General features: G+C 61.3%; 13 protein-coding genes. 9 read left to right on the top strand and 4 right to left on the bottom strand.

Features of this window, described 5'->3' with window-relative positions:
* The first annotated feature begins 145 nt into the window (after positions 1-145).
* The 5 genes from M5C01_RS23335 to M5C01_RS23355 all read left to right on the top strand — a co-directional run bounded on the left by M5C01_RS23335 (position 146) and on the right by M5C01_RS23355 (position 8,205).
* Positions 146-439 (top strand): pyrroloquinoline quinone biosynthesis protein PqqE, encoded by a 294-nt coding sequence (locus M5C01_RS23335; RefSeq protein ID WP_152741071.1) that lies wholly within the window; start codon positions 146-148, stop codon positions 437-439.
* Positions 440-832: 393 nt separating this feature from the next.
* Complete coding sequence (locus M5C01_RS23340; protein WP_103497073.1) at positions 833-2,638, top strand: phenylacyl-CoA dehydrogenase; 1,806 nt, start codon at positions 833-835, stop codon at positions 2,636-2,638.
* 228 nt (positions 2,639-2,866) lie between these two features.
* Positions 2,867-4,159: a GGDEF domain-containing protein gene (locus M5C01_RS23345; RefSeq protein ID WP_103497072.1), complete on the top strand. Its 1,293-nt coding sequence runs from the start codon at positions 2,867-2,869 to the stop codon at positions 4,157-4,159.
* Positions 4,160-4,248: 89 nt separating this feature from the next.
* Entirely contained in the window at positions 4,249-6,045 is a 1,797-nt protein-coding gene (locus M5C01_RS23350; RefSeq protein ID WP_152741070.1) for an acyl-CoA dehydrogenase C-terminal domain-containing protein, read from the top strand.
* 381 nt (positions 6,046-6,426) lie between these two features.
* Positions 6,427-8,205, top strand: coding sequence for an acyl-CoA dehydrogenase C-terminal domain-containing protein (locus M5C01_RS23355; protein ID WP_152741069.1), 1,779 nt, complete (start codon positions 6,427-6,429; stop codon positions 8,203-8,205).
* Positions 8,206-8,437: 232 nt separating this feature from the next.
* On the opposite strand, the gene M5C01_RS23360 is transcribed toward M5C01_RS23355, so the two are convergent.
* A complete protein-coding gene (locus M5C01_RS23360) occupies positions 8,438-9,367 on the bottom strand; it encodes a LysR substrate-binding domain-containing protein (protein WP_103497069.1) in 930 nt (309 codons plus the stop codon).
* 101 nt (positions 9,368-9,468) lie between these two features.
* Between M5C01_RS23360 and M5C01_RS23365 the strand changes: the two genes are divergently transcribed.
* The 4 genes from M5C01_RS23365 (at position 9,469) to M5C01_RS23380 (ending at position 12,331) form a co-directional block, all read left to right on the top strand.
* Positions 9,469-10,167 (top strand): MOSC domain-containing protein, encoded by a 699-nt coding sequence (locus tag M5C01_RS23365; protein ID WP_152741068.1) that lies wholly within the window; start codon positions 9,469-9,471, stop codon positions 10,165-10,167.
* Positions 10,164-11,441 carry an aminotransferase class III-fold pyridoxal phosphate-dependent enzyme gene (locus tag M5C01_RS23370; RefSeq protein ID WP_152741067.1) on the top strand — a complete coding sequence of 426 codons (1,278 nt, stop codon included), beginning with the start codon at positions 10,164-10,166 and terminating at the stop codon, positions 11,439-11,441. The genes M5C01_RS23365 and M5C01_RS23370 overlap by 4 nt, the downstream gene beginning before the upstream one ends.
* A 220-nt stretch (positions 11,442-11,661) precedes the next feature.
* Positions 11,662-12,027: a type II toxin-antitoxin system RelE/ParE family toxin gene (locus M5C01_RS23375; RefSeq protein ID WP_152741066.1), complete on the top strand. Its 366-nt coding sequence runs from the start codon at positions 11,662-11,664 to the stop codon at positions 12,025-12,027.
* A complete protein-coding gene (locus M5C01_RS23380; protein WP_152741065.1) occupies positions 12,011-12,331 on the top strand; it encodes a DNA-binding transcriptional regulator in 321 nt (106 codons plus the stop codon). Before M5C01_RS23375 ends, M5C01_RS23380 begins: the two co-directional genes overlap by 17 nt.
* Here M5C01_RS23380 and M5C01_RS23385 read toward each other — a convergent pair.
* The 3 genes from M5C01_RS23385 to M5C01_RS23395 are packed head-to-tail and all read right to left on the bottom strand — an operon-like array spanning position 12,328 to position 15,061.
* Entirely contained in the window at positions 12,328-12,522 is a 195-nt protein-coding gene (locus tag M5C01_RS23385) for a hypothetical protein (RefSeq protein WP_152741064.1), read from the bottom strand. The genes M5C01_RS23380 and M5C01_RS23385 overlap by 4 nt on opposite strands.
* Before the next feature lie 48 nt (positions 12,523-12,570).
* Positions 12,571-13,365: a carbon-nitrogen hydrolase family protein gene (locus tag M5C01_RS23390; protein WP_178129955.1), complete on the bottom strand. Its 795-nt coding sequence runs from the start codon at positions 13,363-13,365 to the stop codon at positions 12,571-12,573.
* A 13-nt stretch (positions 13,366-13,378) separates the two neighbouring features.
* Positions 13,379-15,061 (bottom strand): NAD(P)/FAD-dependent oxidoreductase, encoded by a 1,683-nt coding sequence (locus M5C01_RS23395; protein ID WP_152741062.1) that lies wholly within the window; start codon positions 15,059-15,061, stop codon positions 13,379-13,381.
* Between the last annotated feature and the right edge of the window lie 198 nt (positions 15,062-15,259).

Here is a 15,259-nt window from a genome sequence, read left to right on the forward strand (position 1 = left end):
GGCTGCGGTGTTTGCGGGTTGGTTGAGGCTTTCCTAAGATTCTGCCTATCAACAGGCAATCTGCCATTATTGTTTTTGACGGGTGTTTCTTTGACAGGTCTGCTTAAATGCAGGCTGTCGATCCCGTTTTCAGTCGAGTCTGCCCATGGAAATCTCAGGAAATACCGCTGTTTATGCCGGTCTGAGTACTATTCGGTCCGGGCAGAACCGCGTTGACCAGTCGGCCAGTCAAGTCGCCGATACCATAGACGGACGCTCGCTGAAGAGCCAATCGTCCGATACCCAGGTCAACCGGCTGCTGTCGGTGGACCGCAGCCAGCAAGATCTGTCGAGCACCATGGTGGACATGACCCAGGGCAAGCTTCAGGTCGAAGCGGGTGCCAAGGTGGAGAAGGCCGCGGATCAGGCCCTCGGTACGTTGATCGATACCTACGCCTGATAGCTTCACCTCTCCATCAGAATTGAAACGCGATCCTGTGTAGGAGCTGGCTTGCCAGCGATGGCGGCCGATAAGTTGATGCAAGACTTACTGGCCTCATCGCCGGCAAGCCGGCTCCTACAGGGTTTTGCTGCGTTTTTAAATGTTCGGTTTTAGTCGCTCCCTCGCATAACCCATTCTCCCCCTCGACTATTCTCTAATGACGTGTCCCCTGGCTGCCGCTCAAGGCTGCCGGCCTTTTCCTGCGCCTCCTTCATCCATGTATGACGAATGGACTATGAACGACACTTGACAAGAATTGAGCGCAAACGTATGTTTCAAACAACCGTTTGACCGGCGTGGCAAATCGACGCGGTCGCTCATTCCAGGATTCATCAGCAGAGGTTTATCGCTATGCCTGACTACAAGGCCCCCTTGCGTGATATTCGCTTCGTCCGTGACGAGCTGCTCGGTTACGAAGCGCACTATCAGAGCCTGCCGGCATGCCAGGACGCTACCCCGGACATGGTTGACGCCATCCTCGAGGAAGGCGCCAAGTTTTGTGAGCAGGTACTGGCCCCGTTGAACCGGGTCGGCGACACCGAAGGTTGCACCTGGAGCGAGTCCGGCGTTAAGACGCCCACCGGTTTCAAGGAAGCCTACAAGCAGTTCGTCGAAGGCGGCTGGCCAAGCCTGGCCCACGACGTCGAACACGGCGGCCAGGGCCTGCCGGAGTCCCTGGGCCTGGCGGTCAGCGAAATGGTCGGCGAAGCCAACTGGTCGTGGGGCATGTACCCGGGCCTGTCCCATGGCGCGATGAACACCATTTCCGAACACGGTACCCCCGAGCAGCAAGAGGCCTACCTGACCAAGCTGGTCTCCGGCGAGTGGACCGGCACCATGTGCCTGACCGAACCGCACTGCGGGACCGACCTGGGCATGCTGCGGACCAAGGCCGAGCCTCAGGCCGACGGTTCCTACAAGGTCAGCGGCACCAAGATCTTCATCTCGGCCGGTGAGCACGACATGGCCGACAACATCGTCCATATCGTCCTGGCCCGCCTGCCGGATGCCCCGGCCGGCACCAAGGGTATTTCGCTGTTCATCGTGCCCAAGTTCCTGCCGAACACCGACGGTAGCGTCGGTGAGCGCAATGCCGTTTCCTGCGGTTCCCTCGAACACAAGATGGGCATCCACGGCAACGCCACCTGCGTGATGAACTTCGACGCGGCCACCGGTTTCCTGATCGGCCCGCCGAACAAGGGCCTGAACTGCATGTTCACCTTCATGAACACCGCTCGCCTGGGGACCGCGCTGCAAGGCCTGGCCCACGCCGAGATCGGTTTCCAGGGTGGCCTGAAATATGCGCGCGAGCGTCTGCAGATGCGTTCCCTGACGGGCCCGAAAGCGCCGGACAAGGCCGCCGACCCGATCATCGTGCACCCTGACGTGCGTCGCATGCTGCTGACCATGAAGGCCTTCGCCGAAGGCAACCGGGCAATGGTCTACTTCACTGCCAAGCAGGTCGACATCGTCAAGTACGGCCAGGATGAAGAAGAGAAGAAGAAAGCCGACGCACTGCTGGCCTTCATGACTCCGATTGCCAAGGCGTTCATGACCGAAGTCGGCTTCGAAGCCGCCAACCATGGCGTGCAGATCTACGGCGGCCACGGCTTTATCGCCGAGTGGGGCATGGAGCAGAACGTTCGCGACAGCCGCATCTCCATGCTGTACGAAGGCACCACCGGTATCCAGGCCCTCGACCTGCTGGGTCGCAAGGTGCTGATGACCCAGGGCGAAGCGCTGAAGGGCTTCACCAAGATCGTCCACAAGTTCTGCCAGGCCAACGAAGGCAACGAAGCGGTCAGCGAGTTTGTCGCGCCGTTGGCGGCCATCAACAAGGAATGGGGCGAGCTGACGATGAAAGTCGGCATGGCCGCGATGAAAGACCGTGAAGAAGTCGGTGCCGCTTCGGTGGACTACCTGATGTACTCCGGTTATGCCTGCCTGGCTTACTTCTGGGCCGACATGGCGCGCCTGGCTGCCGAGAAACTGGCTGCCGGTACCAGCGAGGAAGGCTTCTACACCGCCAAGCTGCAGACCGCGCGTTTCTACTTCCAGCGCATCCTGCCGCGTACCCGCACTCACGTGGCAACCATGCTGTCGGGCGCGAACAACCTGATGGACATGAAAGAAGAGAACTTCAGCCTGGGCTACTAAGCCTCACTGAGCCTTCTGCAAAAGCCGCTTCGCCTTCGGGGGAAGCGGCTTTTTTGCGTGTGGCCCTTGGCGACGGGCGGAGAAAAAATTCCTGACTAAATCGCTAAGAAGAATCGCCGCGCTGCCGTTAAAGAGATGGCATTTGTGACTGATGTCACATTGCCGTACCTTAGGTTTTACAATACAGGCACAATGCCATTTATTGCGTTGCCGGTCGGAGCTTTACCCTTGCCGCGTTCTTCCACTGTCCATGCTGGTCATTTTTTACCCTCCCTCCTGTTGTTGCTTGCGGGGCTCGCGGCTGCCTACGTCAAGGAACTCAACGTCTTCTTCACCTCGCTGTTCAATGTGCTGCCGACTCTGGTGCTGTTGCTGGGCGGGTCCTACTGCGCGGTGTACCGGCGTCAGCGTGAACTGTTCCTGATGGTGACGGTGTATATCGCCTATTTCCTGCTCTCCACCCAGACCGATTATTACCGCGATCACGGCAAGGTCCGCGAGGACGCCGCGGTGGTCTTCCACCTCTGTTGCCTGCTGCTGCCCCTGCTGTTTGGCGTGTACGCCGCCTGGGAGGAGCGCACGCACCTGTTCCAGGACATGGTCGCGCGGTTCGCCGTGCTGCTGGCGGTGGGCAGTGTGGCATTGGGCCTGGAGCAGAGTTATCCACAGACCTTGCTCGACTGGCTGGCGGAAATCCGCTGGCCGGCGCTGCACGGGGACTGGATGAGCCTGATCCAGCTGTCCTATCCGGTGTTCTTCGCGTCCTTCCTGTTGCTCACGGTCCAGTACTGGCGCCACCCGCGACCGCTGCACGCGGCGCAACTGACCGGGCTGCTGGGGTTGTTCTGGATGTTGCCCAAGACCTTCATCCTGCCGTTCACTCTGAATATCATGTGCAGCCAGGTGATGTTGATGATTGCCGCGGCGGTGGCCCATGAGGCTTATCAGATGGCCTTCCGCGACGAGCTCACCGGCCTGCCGGGACGCCGCGCGCTGAACGAACGCATGCAGCGCCTGGGGCGCAACTATGTGCTGGCGATGACCGACGTCGACCACTTCAAGAAATTCAACGACACCCACGGTCACGACGTCGGCGACCAGGTGTTGCGCCTGGTGGCGAGCAAGCTGGCGAAGGTCAGCGGTGGCGGTCGTGCCTATCGCTATGGCGGTGAAGAGTTCGCGGTGGTGTTTGCCGGCAAGACGCTGGAAGAGTGCATGCCGCACCTGGAGGTCATTCGCGAAGTGATCGCCAACTACCATATCCAGTTGCGCAACCAGGACAATCGTCCCCAGGACGACCAGCAAGGTCGTCAACGCCGGGCCGGCAGTGGGGCGACCAGTGTCTCGGTGACTGTGAGTATCGGGGTCGCCGAGCGTCAGCCGGAGCAGCGCACCCCGGAAGAAGTGCTCAAGTCCGCCGACCAGGCGCTCTATGCCGCCAAGGGGGCGGGGCGTAACTGTGTGGTCGCGGCGGGGCAAAGTCGGCGCGGTGCGGTTCGCACGGGAGAAGCTGTCGGCTGAGTGATGGTGGAGCATTCAGCGGTTGGACGGTGATTGTCCGGGGGCGGGCAGGGCAGTAGGTTGGGGTATCTGCTGCCGGAGAAATGACCATGCCTGAGTACAAAGCCCCGCTACGGGATATGCGCTTTCTGATCGACCACGTTTTCGATTTCCACGCCCACTACCTCGCCCTCGGCGCCAACGATGCCAGCCCCGATATGGTCGGCGCGATCCTCGAAGAGGGCGCGAAGTTCTGCGAGCAGGTACTGTCGCCATTGAACCGCTCCGGCGATGAAGAAGGCTGCCATTTCGACAACGGCGTGGTGACCACGCCCAAGGGCTTCAAGCAGGCCTTTGCCCAGTATGTCGAAGGCGGCTGGCATGGCCTGGCGGCGGACCCGGCCTATGGCGGGCAAGGCCTGCCGCTGTCCCTGGGGCTGGTGATCAGCGAGATGATCGGCTCCAGCAATACTTCCTGGGGCATGTACCCGGGCCTGACCCACGGCGCCATGTCGGCGATCCATGCCCACGGCACCGAGGAACAGAAAAACACCTACCTGAGCAAACTGACCGAGGGTCGCTGGACCGGCACCATGTGCCTGACCGAGGCCCATTGCGGCACTGACCTGGGGCTTATCAAGACCCGTGCCGTGCCCCAGGCCGACGGCAGTTATGCCATCAGCGGCAGCAAGATCTTCATCTCCGCCGGCGAGCACGATATGAGCGAGAACATCGTGCATCTGGTGCTGGCCAAATTGCCGGACGCGCCGGCGGGGACCAAGGGCATTTCCCTGTTTATCGTGCCCAAGTTCCTGGTCAATGCCGCCGGTGATGCGGGCGAGCGCAATGGTGTGCAATGCGGCTCCATCGAGCACAAGATGGGGATCAAGGCTTCCGCGACTTGCGTGCTGAACTTCGATGATGCCAAGGGCTATCTGATCGGCGAGGCCAACAAGGGCCTGAACTGCATGTTCACCATGATGAACCATGCCCGGCTCGGCACCGGGATGCAGGGCCTGTGCCTGGGCGAGAGCAGTTTCCAGGGCGCGGTCCGGTACGCCAACGACCGTCTGCAGATGCGTTCGCTCACCGGTCCCAAGGCGCCGGACAAGGTGGCCGATCCGATCATCGTCCATCCCGATGTGCGGCGCATGCTGCTGACCATGAAGGCTTTCAACGAAGGCAACCGGGCGCTGACCTACTTCACCGCACAGTGGCTGGATGTTGCCCATCTGGGTAGCGATGCGACTCAGCGCCAGGAGGCCGAGGACCTGCTGGCCTTCCTGACCCCGATCTGCAAGGCCTTTATGACCGAGACCGGTCTTGAGGTGACCAACCATGGGATGCAGGTGTTTGGTGGCCACGGCTTTATTCGTGAGTGGGGCATGGAGCAGTTGGTTCGTGATTGTCGGATTGCGCCGATCTATGAGGGTACCAACGGGATTCAGGCGCTGGATCTGCTGGGGCGCAAGGTGCTTGGCAGCCAGGGTAAGTTGCTGCGCGGCTTTACCAGGATCGTGCACCGGTTCTGTCTGGCGAATGCCGGGCATCCGCAGCTCAAGGGGTACGTGGCGCAGCTGGGGGGGTTGAACCAGCAGTGGGGTGAGCTGACGACTCAGGTCGGGATGGCGGCGATGAAGAACCCGGATGAAGTGGGTGCGGCGGCGTTGGATTATCTGATGTACAGCGGCTACATCATTCTTGCTTACCTCTGGCTGCGCATGGCGCTGGTGGCCCAGGCCCAGTTGGATGAGGGGAGCGGCGATGCCGAGTATTGCCAGGGCAAGCTGGCGACTTGCGAGTTCTACTTCAAGCGCCTGTTGCCGCGCACGACCGCACATCGGGCGGCGGTGGAGGCGGGGAGTGAGTGCCTGATGCGTTTGCCGGCGGAGTTGTTTGCGTTGTAGCTGCTTTCGAGTGGGCCCGAAGGAGTGTGGGTGCTCTTGAGGGCCTCTTCGCGGGCAAGCCCTGCTCCTACAGGTTTTGTGTTGCGCGCAGATATGGTGCCCACCGAAATACAGGTTTTGTGCCGGGCGCAGATATTGTGGTCGCCGAAATACAGGTTTTGTGCCGGACGTAGATATCGTGCCCACCGAAAAACTGTAGGAGCAGGGCTTGCCCGCGAAGGCGTCAGAACAGACACCTCATGCCTCGGATATGTACGTGACTAAAAATAACAAAAAAGTCACACATAGACCCTATGTGTCGTAAAAGTTGTTAGGGTAAACTCGAGCCATAGAAAATCGGCCCCATCCGGGGCCCGTCGTTTAGATCCTGCGAGGTTTGCCATGGCTGACTACAAAGCGCCCCTGCGCGATATGCGCTTCGTCCTCAATGAAGTGTTCGAGGTCGCGAAACTCTGGGCTCAACTACCTGCCCTGGCCGAGACCGTCGACGCCGAAACCGTCGAAGCGATTCTCGAAGAGGCCGGCAAGGTCACCACCAAGAGCATCGCGCCCCTGAGCCGTGGCGGCGATGAGGAAGGCTGCCGCTGGGACAACGGCGCGGTGTTCACGCCCGCCGGTTTCCCCCAGGCCTATCAGACCTACGCCGAAGGCGGTTGGGTCGGCGTCGGCGGTGATCCGGCCTTCGGTGGCATGGGCATGCCCAAGGCGGTGTCGGCCCAGGTCGAAGAAATGATCAACTCCTCCAGCCTCGCCTTTGGCCTGTACCCGATGCTGACGGCCGGTGCCTGTGTCTCGATCAACACCCACGCCAGCGAAGAGCTGAAAGCCACTTACCTGCCGAACATGTATTCGGGTGTCTGGGCCGGCTCCATGTGCCTGACCGAACCCCATGCCGGCACTGACCTGGGGATTATTCGCACCAAGGCCGAGCCCCAGGCGGACGGCTCCTACAAGGTCAGCGGCACCAAGATCTTTATCACCGGCGGCGAACACGACCTGACCGAGAACATCATTCACCTGGTGCTGGCCAAGCTGCCGGACGCCCCGGCCGGTCCCAAGGGCATCTCGCTGTTCCTGGTACCGAAGTTCATGGTCAATGCCGACGGCAGCCTCGGCGCCCGCAACCCGGTGAGCTGTGGTTCCATCGAACACAAGATGGGCATCCAGGCGTCCGCGACCTGCGTGATGAACTTCGACGAAGCCGTGGGTTACCTGATCGGCGAGCCGAACAAGGGCCTCGCGGCGATGTTCACCATGATGAACTACGAGCGCCTGGGGGTGGGCATCCAGGGCCTGGCATCGGGCGAGCGCTCGTACCAGAACGCGGTCGAGTACGCCCGTGATCGCCTGCAAAGCCGTTCGCCGACCGGGCCAAAGGCCAAGGACAAGGTGGCCGATCCTATCATCGTGCACCCCGATGTACGGCGCATGCTGTTGACCATGAAAGCCTCGAACGAAGGTGGCCGGGCATTTTCCACCTATGTGGCGATGCAGTTGGACACCGCCAAGTTCAGCGAAGACGCTACCACCCGCGAGCGCGCGGATGGCCTGGTGGCCTTGCTGACCCCAGTGGCCAAGGCCTTCCTCACCGACCTCGGCCTGGAAACCACCGTGCACGGCCAGCAGGTGTTCGGCGGCCACGGCTATATCCGCGAGTGGGGACAGGAGCAGTTGGTGCGCGATGTGCGCATTACCCAGATCTACGAAGGCACCAACGGCATCCAGGCCCTGGACCTGGTGGGGCGCAAGATCGTCGGCAACGGCGGCGCCTATTACAAGTTGTTCGCCGAAGAGATTCGCCATTTCATCCAGACCGCCGACGCCGGGCTGGCCGAGTTCACCCAGCCGCTGGGCGCCGCGCTGGATAACCTCGATGACCTGACGGCCTGGGTCCTGGAGCGCGCCAAGACCAATCCGGACGAGATCGGTGCGGCATCTGTCGAATACCTGCAAGCCTTCGGTTACACCACCTATGCCTACATGTGGGCACTGATGGCCAAGGCGGTGTTGGGCAAGGAGAGTCAGGAGACGTTCTACGCGAGCAAAATGGGCACCGCGCGGTTCTATTTCGCACGTCTGTTGCCGCGTATTCACTCGCTGACAGCCTCGGTGAAAGCCGGGAGCGAGTCGTTGTTCCTACTGGATGCCGAGCAATTTTGATTCTTCGGATGCTATGTAAGCATTTACTTACATAACGCGCTGCTTTTTGCCCCTATCGCCAAATTGGATCCAGCGATAATCTTTGCAACAAGGACGTCGAGCAGGAAGCTCAAAAGCAACAACAGGGACACGTAGGATTCTGCCAGGACGGCGGAGTGAAAGGGATGTCAGGGAAACAGTCTGCAAAACCCCGCTTAGGCGGGGTTTTCTTTTGCCCGCGAAAAAGTAGCGGTCAGTTCAGCCCTTCTCGTACTGGCGGCGGATGCCCGCCCGGGCGGTTCGTCACCATCACGTCTTCGAGCAAGTTGCGCAACAACTCCAGTGTTGCCTGCTGGCGCTGCACATCGCGACATACCAGCCCGACTTTCAAGGCAACCCGCGGTTCGGTCAGCGGCTTCCACAGCAGCAGGTCGTCGTCATGCTCATGCCGTGAGCGGCCCGGCAGCACCGTTGCCAATCGTGTGTGTGGCAGGCTGTCGAGGATGCCGGCCATATTGTTCAGCTCGGCCTGGACCTGAGGGCGTCGCCCCAGATTGGCCAGTTGCCCCTGCCAGATCTGGCGGATCTGGAATTCCTCACCGAGCAGCAACATCGGCAGTTCGGCGGCCTGGCTCAAGGAGACCTTCTTGAATTCGCGCAGTGGATGATCGCTCGGGATCACCAGTTGCAGCTCATCTTCGTACAACAGCACCCCATGCAAGCCAGGTTGGCGCGGCGGCAGATAGCTGATGCCGATATCCAGCGAACCATTGAGCAGGCGTCGCTCGATCTCCATGCCGGTCAATTCGTAGATCTGCACCACCAGGTGCGGTTGGGCCTTGCGCACCCGTTCCAGCATCTGCGGCACCAGGCTGGTGTGCACGGTCTGCAGCACGCCGATGGCCAGGGTGCGCAGGGCCTGGCCCTGGAAGTTGCGCAGGTCGTCCCGAGCCCGTTGCAGACCATCGAGCAGCGGTAGTGCGTGGTTGTAGAGCGTATGGGCGGCGAGGGTCGGCAGCAGGCGCTTGCTGCTGCGTTCGAACAGGCCCACATCGAGGTTGTGTTCGAGCTGGCGGATCTGCTGCGACAGGGCCGGTTGCGAGATCGACAGGCGTTCGGCGGCCCGGCCGACATGGCCTTCTTCATACACCGCGACGAAATAACGCAGTTGCTTGAAATCCATAAGCTGTACTTATCGAAAATGCTCGAAAAACGAAATGGCCGCGAGTGCCGGGGAAGCCTAGTCTAACCCCAATCACAAGGCTTACAGGGCCATAGAACGCGATGAATACTGTTTGCGTGGACGGTGTTTACATAGGCAAGGCAAAAAATCTCGGACAGGGTTTGCTCGGCGATACGGATAAACACCGGGTTGCCAACCGGCTCTGGTTGTGGCCACAGGGCCTGGGCAGCGACGAGCACGGCGATCCGCGCTTCCATACCGGGCCCGAGCGGGCGCTGCATCACTATCCCGCCGAGCATTACGCCTACTGGCGGCAACGTTATCCACAGCTCGATTGGGCGGCACCGGCCTTTGGCGAGAACGTGTCGACGCGGGGCCTGACCGAGGAGCAGGTCTGCCTGGGCGATCTGTTTCGCTGGGGCGGTGCGTTGTTGCAGGTCAGCCAGCCGCGCTCGGCCTGTTATCGCCTGAGTCGTCTCGGAACCTTGCCGGACCTGCCGCAAGAGGCCCAGGACACAGGGCGCTGCGGTTGGTTCTACCGGGTGCTCAAGTCGGGCTTTGTCAGCGCCGACCAACCGTTCGAACTGATTCAGCGCAGCTATCCCGACCTGACCGTGGCCTGGGCGCTGCAGGCCTTCTTCCAGGAGCCCTTGGAGCAGGCGGGCTTGAAGATGCTGGTGGATTGTCCTGCGCTGTCTTCGCGCTGGCGCGACACGGCCATCAAGCGCCTGCGCAGCGGGCGAGTGGAAGACTGGTCGGCGCGGTTGCTCGGCCTGCCGCTGGAAGGTCTGCGCGCATGAACCTGTTCAGCTTACGTCGTACGCCGCCGAGTCTCGATGACCTGACGGCCGAGTACCGGCAAGTTTCCCGGCAAGACAGTGTCAGCCATGAATGCCTGATGCCGACTGTCGCGCGTCTCGCCCCGGTGTTCGTTCGTGGCCAGGGATCCTCGGTATGGGATACGCAGGGCCAGGCTTATCTGGATTTCAGCCAGGGTGGTGGGAGCAACAGTCTCGGTCACAGCCCCGGTGTTCTGGCCCGGGCTTTGTCCGACCAGGCCTACGGGTTGATCAATGTCGGGGCGGGGTTTCATAACCAAGGGCAACTGAATCTGGCCCAGCGACTGTGCGAGAGCACCAGCTGCGACCAGGTGCATTTTTTCAATAGCGGCTCCGAAGCCTGCGACGGCGCGATCAAGCTGGCACGCAAGTGGGGGCAACTAAATCGCGGTGGTGCGTCTCGGATCATCTCGGTGAGCAACGCCTGTCACGGTAGTGGTTTCGGCGCCATGGCCGCGTCGGAGGCTTTTGACAATCGATTCGAGCCGCAACTGCCGGGCTTCAGCCAGGTGCCATTCAATGACTTGCCGGCCTTGCATGCCGCCGTGGATGCCAAGACCGTCGCGATCATGCTGGAACCGATCCAGAGTGCCGCCGGGGTGATTCCGGCGACCGGGCACTACCTCAAGGGGGTCGAACGGCTATGCCGTGAGTTGGGCATCCTGCTGATCCTGGATGAAGTGCAGACCGGCATGGGGCGCTGTGGCACCTTGCTGGTCGAACAGCAGTATGGCGTGACGGCGGACGTCGTCACCCTGGGCAAGGGCCTGGGCGGTGGCGTGCCGCTGGCCGCCCTGTTGGCGCGGGGCAAGGCGTGCTGCTTCGCACCCGGCGAAATCGGTGGCAGTCACCATGGCAATGCGATGATGTGCAGTGCCGGGCTGGCGGTGCTGGAGACGCTGCTCTCGGGTGATTTTCTCACACGGGTCCGCGAAACCGGGCAGTACCTGCGTGATGGGCTGACGCGCCTGGCCCAACGTTATGCACAGGGAGAGTTGCGCGGTACGGGCCTGCTCTGGGGCCTGACCCTGGGGGATGATTCGGCGGATGCGCTGCTCAAGGCGGCACTGCAGGAAGGGCTGCTGCTGGATGCGCCGAAAGCCGATTGCCTGCGTTTTTCACCGGCACTTAACGTCAGCAAGGGCGACATCGACGAGATGCTGTTGCGCCTGGCCCGCGCCTTTTCCCGAGTGCGGACCGCCCAGGTCCAGTGCCGCAAGGGCATTGCCGTCTGATATTGACTGGCGCCTTTTCCCCAACGAATTCAAGAACCGTCTCGCGGTATAACGCGTCGCCCTGTGCCTGACTCTTTTGGCACGGGGTGTTTTTTTGTGGGCGGCGTTCAGGGCGCACTGTTTACACAAGGACGCTCCTTCAGGAGTCCGACCAACGAGGTGTGTGACGGACTTGAATTTATATACCACTGAGTGGTATGTTTTTTGGAGAAGGATTTCCATGCCATATAGGTTTTTCAAAACTCGGCGCTTCAGCGTCGATGCGAGAAAGGCACTGATCACCGATGCAGCGCTAGTCGCGGCTATGAGGGAAGCCATTAGTGGTCAGGCGGACAATCTGGGCGGCGGTGTCTGGAAGAAGCGGCTCAACGAGAACCGTCATCGCTCCATTGTATTGGCGAGGGGGCGTTGTTACTGGGTCTTCCAGTTTCTGTTCGCCAAAAGCGATCAGAGCAATATCACGGCACAGGAGCTCAGTGCCTTCAAGGCGCTGGCCAAAGCCTATGAGGGACTCAGCGAACAGCAGGTCCAACAGCTAGTGGAAATGAAAGAGTTTGTGGAGATAGGTCATGACCAAGACATTTAAAAGCGAGGCACTGGAATCGATTCATGAATCGGCCAGCGCGTTGCAGGCCATTGGGGCGATCAGCAAGGCGACCATGCGTGAGTTCGATGAGTCCTGCCTGGCGCAGGTCCCGGATGAAATCGCGCCGGAACAGATCAAGCAGCTGCGTGAGCATAACCACGTCAGTCAGCCGGTTTTTGCCCGTTACCTGAACACCAGTGCCTCGACCGTGAAGCAGTGGGAGGCGGGCGACAAGCAACCCAGCGGCATGGCGCTCAAATTATTGAGCATCGTGCAGAAATACGGCTTGCAGATATTGGCCTAACGTTCGCGCCGATTGCGTGAGCGGTCCTGGGCAAAGGTGCGCAGCCCACGGTGGGCGCTGGTTTGTCCGCGAATCAAACCGGCGCGATCGGCAGGTTCTGAGGGCGCTACGGGCGGCGGTGTTTGTGCTGGCTCCCCGGATTCGTTCGAGGACACCGGACCTTCGGAGTCGGGAGCGGTTGGCAGGGACATGGGCGTTTCCTTGGAAGAGGAACGCCCATTTTAGCGGATAACGCTCGCTCAGTCCTGGCTCAGGTCCGTATAGAGCTCCGGACGGCGGTCCAGCAGATAGCGGTTGCTGGCCCGTGAGGCTTGCATCAGCGAACGGTCCAGGGTGGCGACGATAAGGGTTTCATCCAGGCCGGCGCGGGCCAGGCGGCTGCCGTCCGGTGCGGCGATGCTGCTCTGGCCGCAGTACTGGATATCGCCCTCGTTCCCGCAGTAGTTGGCGTACGCCACAAAACACTGGTTCTCGAAGGCCCGGGCGCGGATGGTGACATCGGCGACGAAGTCGAACGGCACCATATTGGCGGTGGGCACCAGAATCACCTCGGCGCCGCTCAAGGCCAGGCGCCGGGCGTTTTCCGGGAACTCGACGTCGTAGCAGATCAACAGTCCGAGTTTCCAGCCGCCGAGTTCCACCACCGGGAAGTGGTCGGGCCCGGCGCTGAACATCGAATGATCCAGGTCGCCGTAGAGGTGGGTCTTGCGGTAGTTGCACAGGCTCTGGCCCTGGGCGTCGATCAACTGCACCGCGTTGTAGATCTGGCCGTCCTCGGCACGCTCCGGGTAGCCGTAGACAATGGCCATGTTCGCCGCCCGGGCGAGGGCGGCAATATGCTGTGCGCTGGTGCCATCGCTAGCTTCGGCCAGGGCACCCACCGCTTCGGCACCGATGTTGTAGCCGGTCAGGAACATTTCCGGGAGCACCAGCATATCCACGCCACGGGCCTCGACGGTCAGGCGCTGCAAGCGTTGCAGGTTGCCCGCGACATCCAGCGGTTGCGGCGGGCATTGATAGAGAGCGATCTGCACAGGCGCGTTCCTTTCAGTCGGCCAGGGCAATCGGGCCGATGTCCTTGAAGACATCGCCCGGTCCCGGGTTCTCGGCGTGGGTGCGTCCACCGAAGTGGTTCATGATGCCCCACACGGCGTTGAGCGAAGTCTGTACCGCTCCTTCGACCCAGGCCGGCGTCCAGGACACATCGTCACCGGCAATGAAGATGCCGCGGTGTTCGGCGGGCATATCGGCCTGCATGAAGTGCGCGTACATCCGCTGGTTGTAGCGGTAGTGGCCGGGCAGGGCGCCTTTGAAGGCACCGAGGAAATGCGGGTCGGCTTCCCAGGACACGGTAATCGGATCGCCGATGATGCGCGCGGCGATATCCACTTTCGGGTAGATCTTCTTCAGCGCGTCCAGGGCCAGCTTCACCCGTTTTTCGATGGGTTGCGGGAGCATTTTCAGGGCGTCGCTCATCCACGAGTACGACAGGCAGATCACGCCGGGCTTGTCGTCACCGTTGTCGAACAGGTAAGTGCCACGGGTCAGGCGATCGGTGAGGGTCATACTCATCAGGTCACGACCGGTTTGCGGATCCTTGTCCTTCCAGAACGGCCGGTCGACCATGACAAAGGTCTTCGAGGACTGCATGTAGCGTGTGCGATCGAGGGCCATCCACATCTTCTGGGAGAACAGCGACTCCTCGCATTCGATCTGGGTGGTCAGCAGCCAGCTCTGGCAGGTGACGAGGACGGCGGCGTACTGACGGGTATCGCCCCAGTTGTCGGTGACCGCGAACTGACCGTCGGCATCGCGGGTAATACGTTTGACGCCGGTACGTGGCGCTCCGTGGTGCAGGCTGCTCAGGCTGGTGCCGGCCGGCCAATGGGCGCAGCGTTGCGGCACATGGCGCCAGATGCCCAGGGGGACTTGCTCCACACCGCCGACTACCAGGTGCTGGTGATCGTCGCAGTTGGTCATCACCACGCGGAAGATTTCCAGCATCGAGTTGGGGAAGTCCGAGTCCCAGCCGCCGGTGCCGAAACCGACCTGGCCGAACACTTCGCGGTGCTGGAACGACAGCTTGGCGAAGGCCTTGGAGGTGGCGACGAAGTCGTAGAAGGTGCGGTCGTCCCACAGTGGGACCAGGGTGTTCCACAGTTCTTTCAGGCGCGGCACATCGCGGTCGCGAATGGCCTGCTGGATATCGCCGAAGCGCGAACCGTCTTCCAGGGCGTCGGCCCAGGCGTCGGCGACTTCCTGGAACATGGCGGGCAGGTCGGCGAGTTTCTCGGCGTAGTAGGTTTCGCCTTCGAGGTCGATCACCGTGCTGCCGGAGGCCGGGGTCAGCGGGTTGGGGAAGGGTTTGGTCTCGAGGCCGAGCTTGTCCACGTAGTGGTAGAACGCCGTGGACGAGACCGGGAAACGCATGCCGCCGAGTTCGGCGATGATGCCTTCGGCGCCTTCAAAGGCCTGGGAGCGCAGGCGTCCGCCCATTTTCGAGGCTTCGTAGACGACCGGCTTGAGGCCCAGTTTCATCAGTTCGTAAGCGGCCACCAGCCCGGCGATCCCGGCACCGACAATCGCCACTTCCGCCCCGTGGTTTTCCGACGGGATGCTGCCCAGTCCGGCTGGGTGCTCGATCCAGTCATCGAAGGCGAACGGGAAGTCCGGGCCGAAGATGGTGATGGGTTTTTTACCGTCGGCAGGATGGCGATTGTTCTTGTTCATGGCTGACCTTGCTGGCGACTCGGGCCGGGCGGTGTGTCCGGCTGGAGTATAGATAGGAAAAGACTGAGGCCATTGTAGGGAGCGGGGAGTGCGTTAATAAGACGCAAAGTGTCGTCGTTTTGATCTTGTATGATGCTTTATGACGAACTATTTGTTCGAAGCGATGCGTACCTGTAGGAGCAGGGCTTGCCCGCGAAG

The sequence above is a fragment of the Pseudomonas sp. MWU12-2319 genome, from assembly GCF_023242525.1.
GTDB lineage: Bacteria > Pseudomonadota > Gammaproteobacteria > Pseudomonadales > Pseudomonadaceae > Aquipseudomonas > Aquipseudomonas gingeri_D.

What these genes read in the sequence shown, in the direction of transcription:
- M5C01_RS23335 (WP_152741071.1), top strand. Translation starts at nt 146, where the DNA reads ATGGAAATCTCAGGAAATACCGCTGTTTATGCCGGTCTGAGTACTATT.
- M5C01_RS23340 (WP_103497073.1), top strand. Translation starts at nt 833, where the DNA reads ATGCCTGACTACAAGGCCCCCTTGCGTGATATTCGCTTCGTCCGTGAC.
- M5C01_RS23350 (WP_152741070.1), top strand. Translation starts at nt 4,249, where the DNA reads ATGCCTGAGTACAAAGCCCCGCTACGGGATATGCGCTTTCTGATCGAC.
- M5C01_RS23355 (WP_152741069.1), top strand. Translation starts at nt 6,427, where the DNA reads ATGGCTGACTACAAAGCGCCCCTGCGCGATATGCGCTTCGTCCTCAAT.
- M5C01_RS23360 (WP_103497069.1), bottom strand. Translation starts at nt 9,367, where the DNA reads ATGGATTTCAAGCAACTGCGTTATTTCGTCGCGGTGTATGAAGAAGGC.
- M5C01_RS23365 (WP_152741068.1), top strand. Translation starts at nt 9,469, where the DNA reads ATGAATACTGTTTGCGTGGACGGTGTTTACATAGGCAAGGCAAAAAAT.
- M5C01_RS23370 (WP_152741067.1), top strand. Translation starts at nt 10,164, where the DNA reads ATGAACCTGTTCAGCTTACGTCGTACGCCGCCGAGTCTCGATGACCTG.
- M5C01_RS23375 (WP_152741066.1), top strand. Translation starts at nt 11,662, where the DNA reads ATGCCATATAGGTTTTTCAAAACTCGGCGCTTCAGCGTCGATGCGAGA.
- M5C01_RS23380 (WP_152741065.1), top strand. Translation starts at nt 12,011, where the DNA reads ATGACCAAGACATTTAAAAGCGAGGCACTGGAATCGATTCATGAATCG.
- M5C01_RS23385 (WP_152741064.1), bottom strand. Translation starts at nt 12,522, where the DNA reads ATGTCCCTGCCAACCGCTCCCGACTCCGAAGGTCCGGTGTCCTCGAAC.
- M5C01_RS23395 (WP_152741062.1), bottom strand. Translation starts at nt 15,061, where the DNA reads ATGAACAAGAACAATCGCCATCCTGCCGACGGTAAAAAACCCATCACC.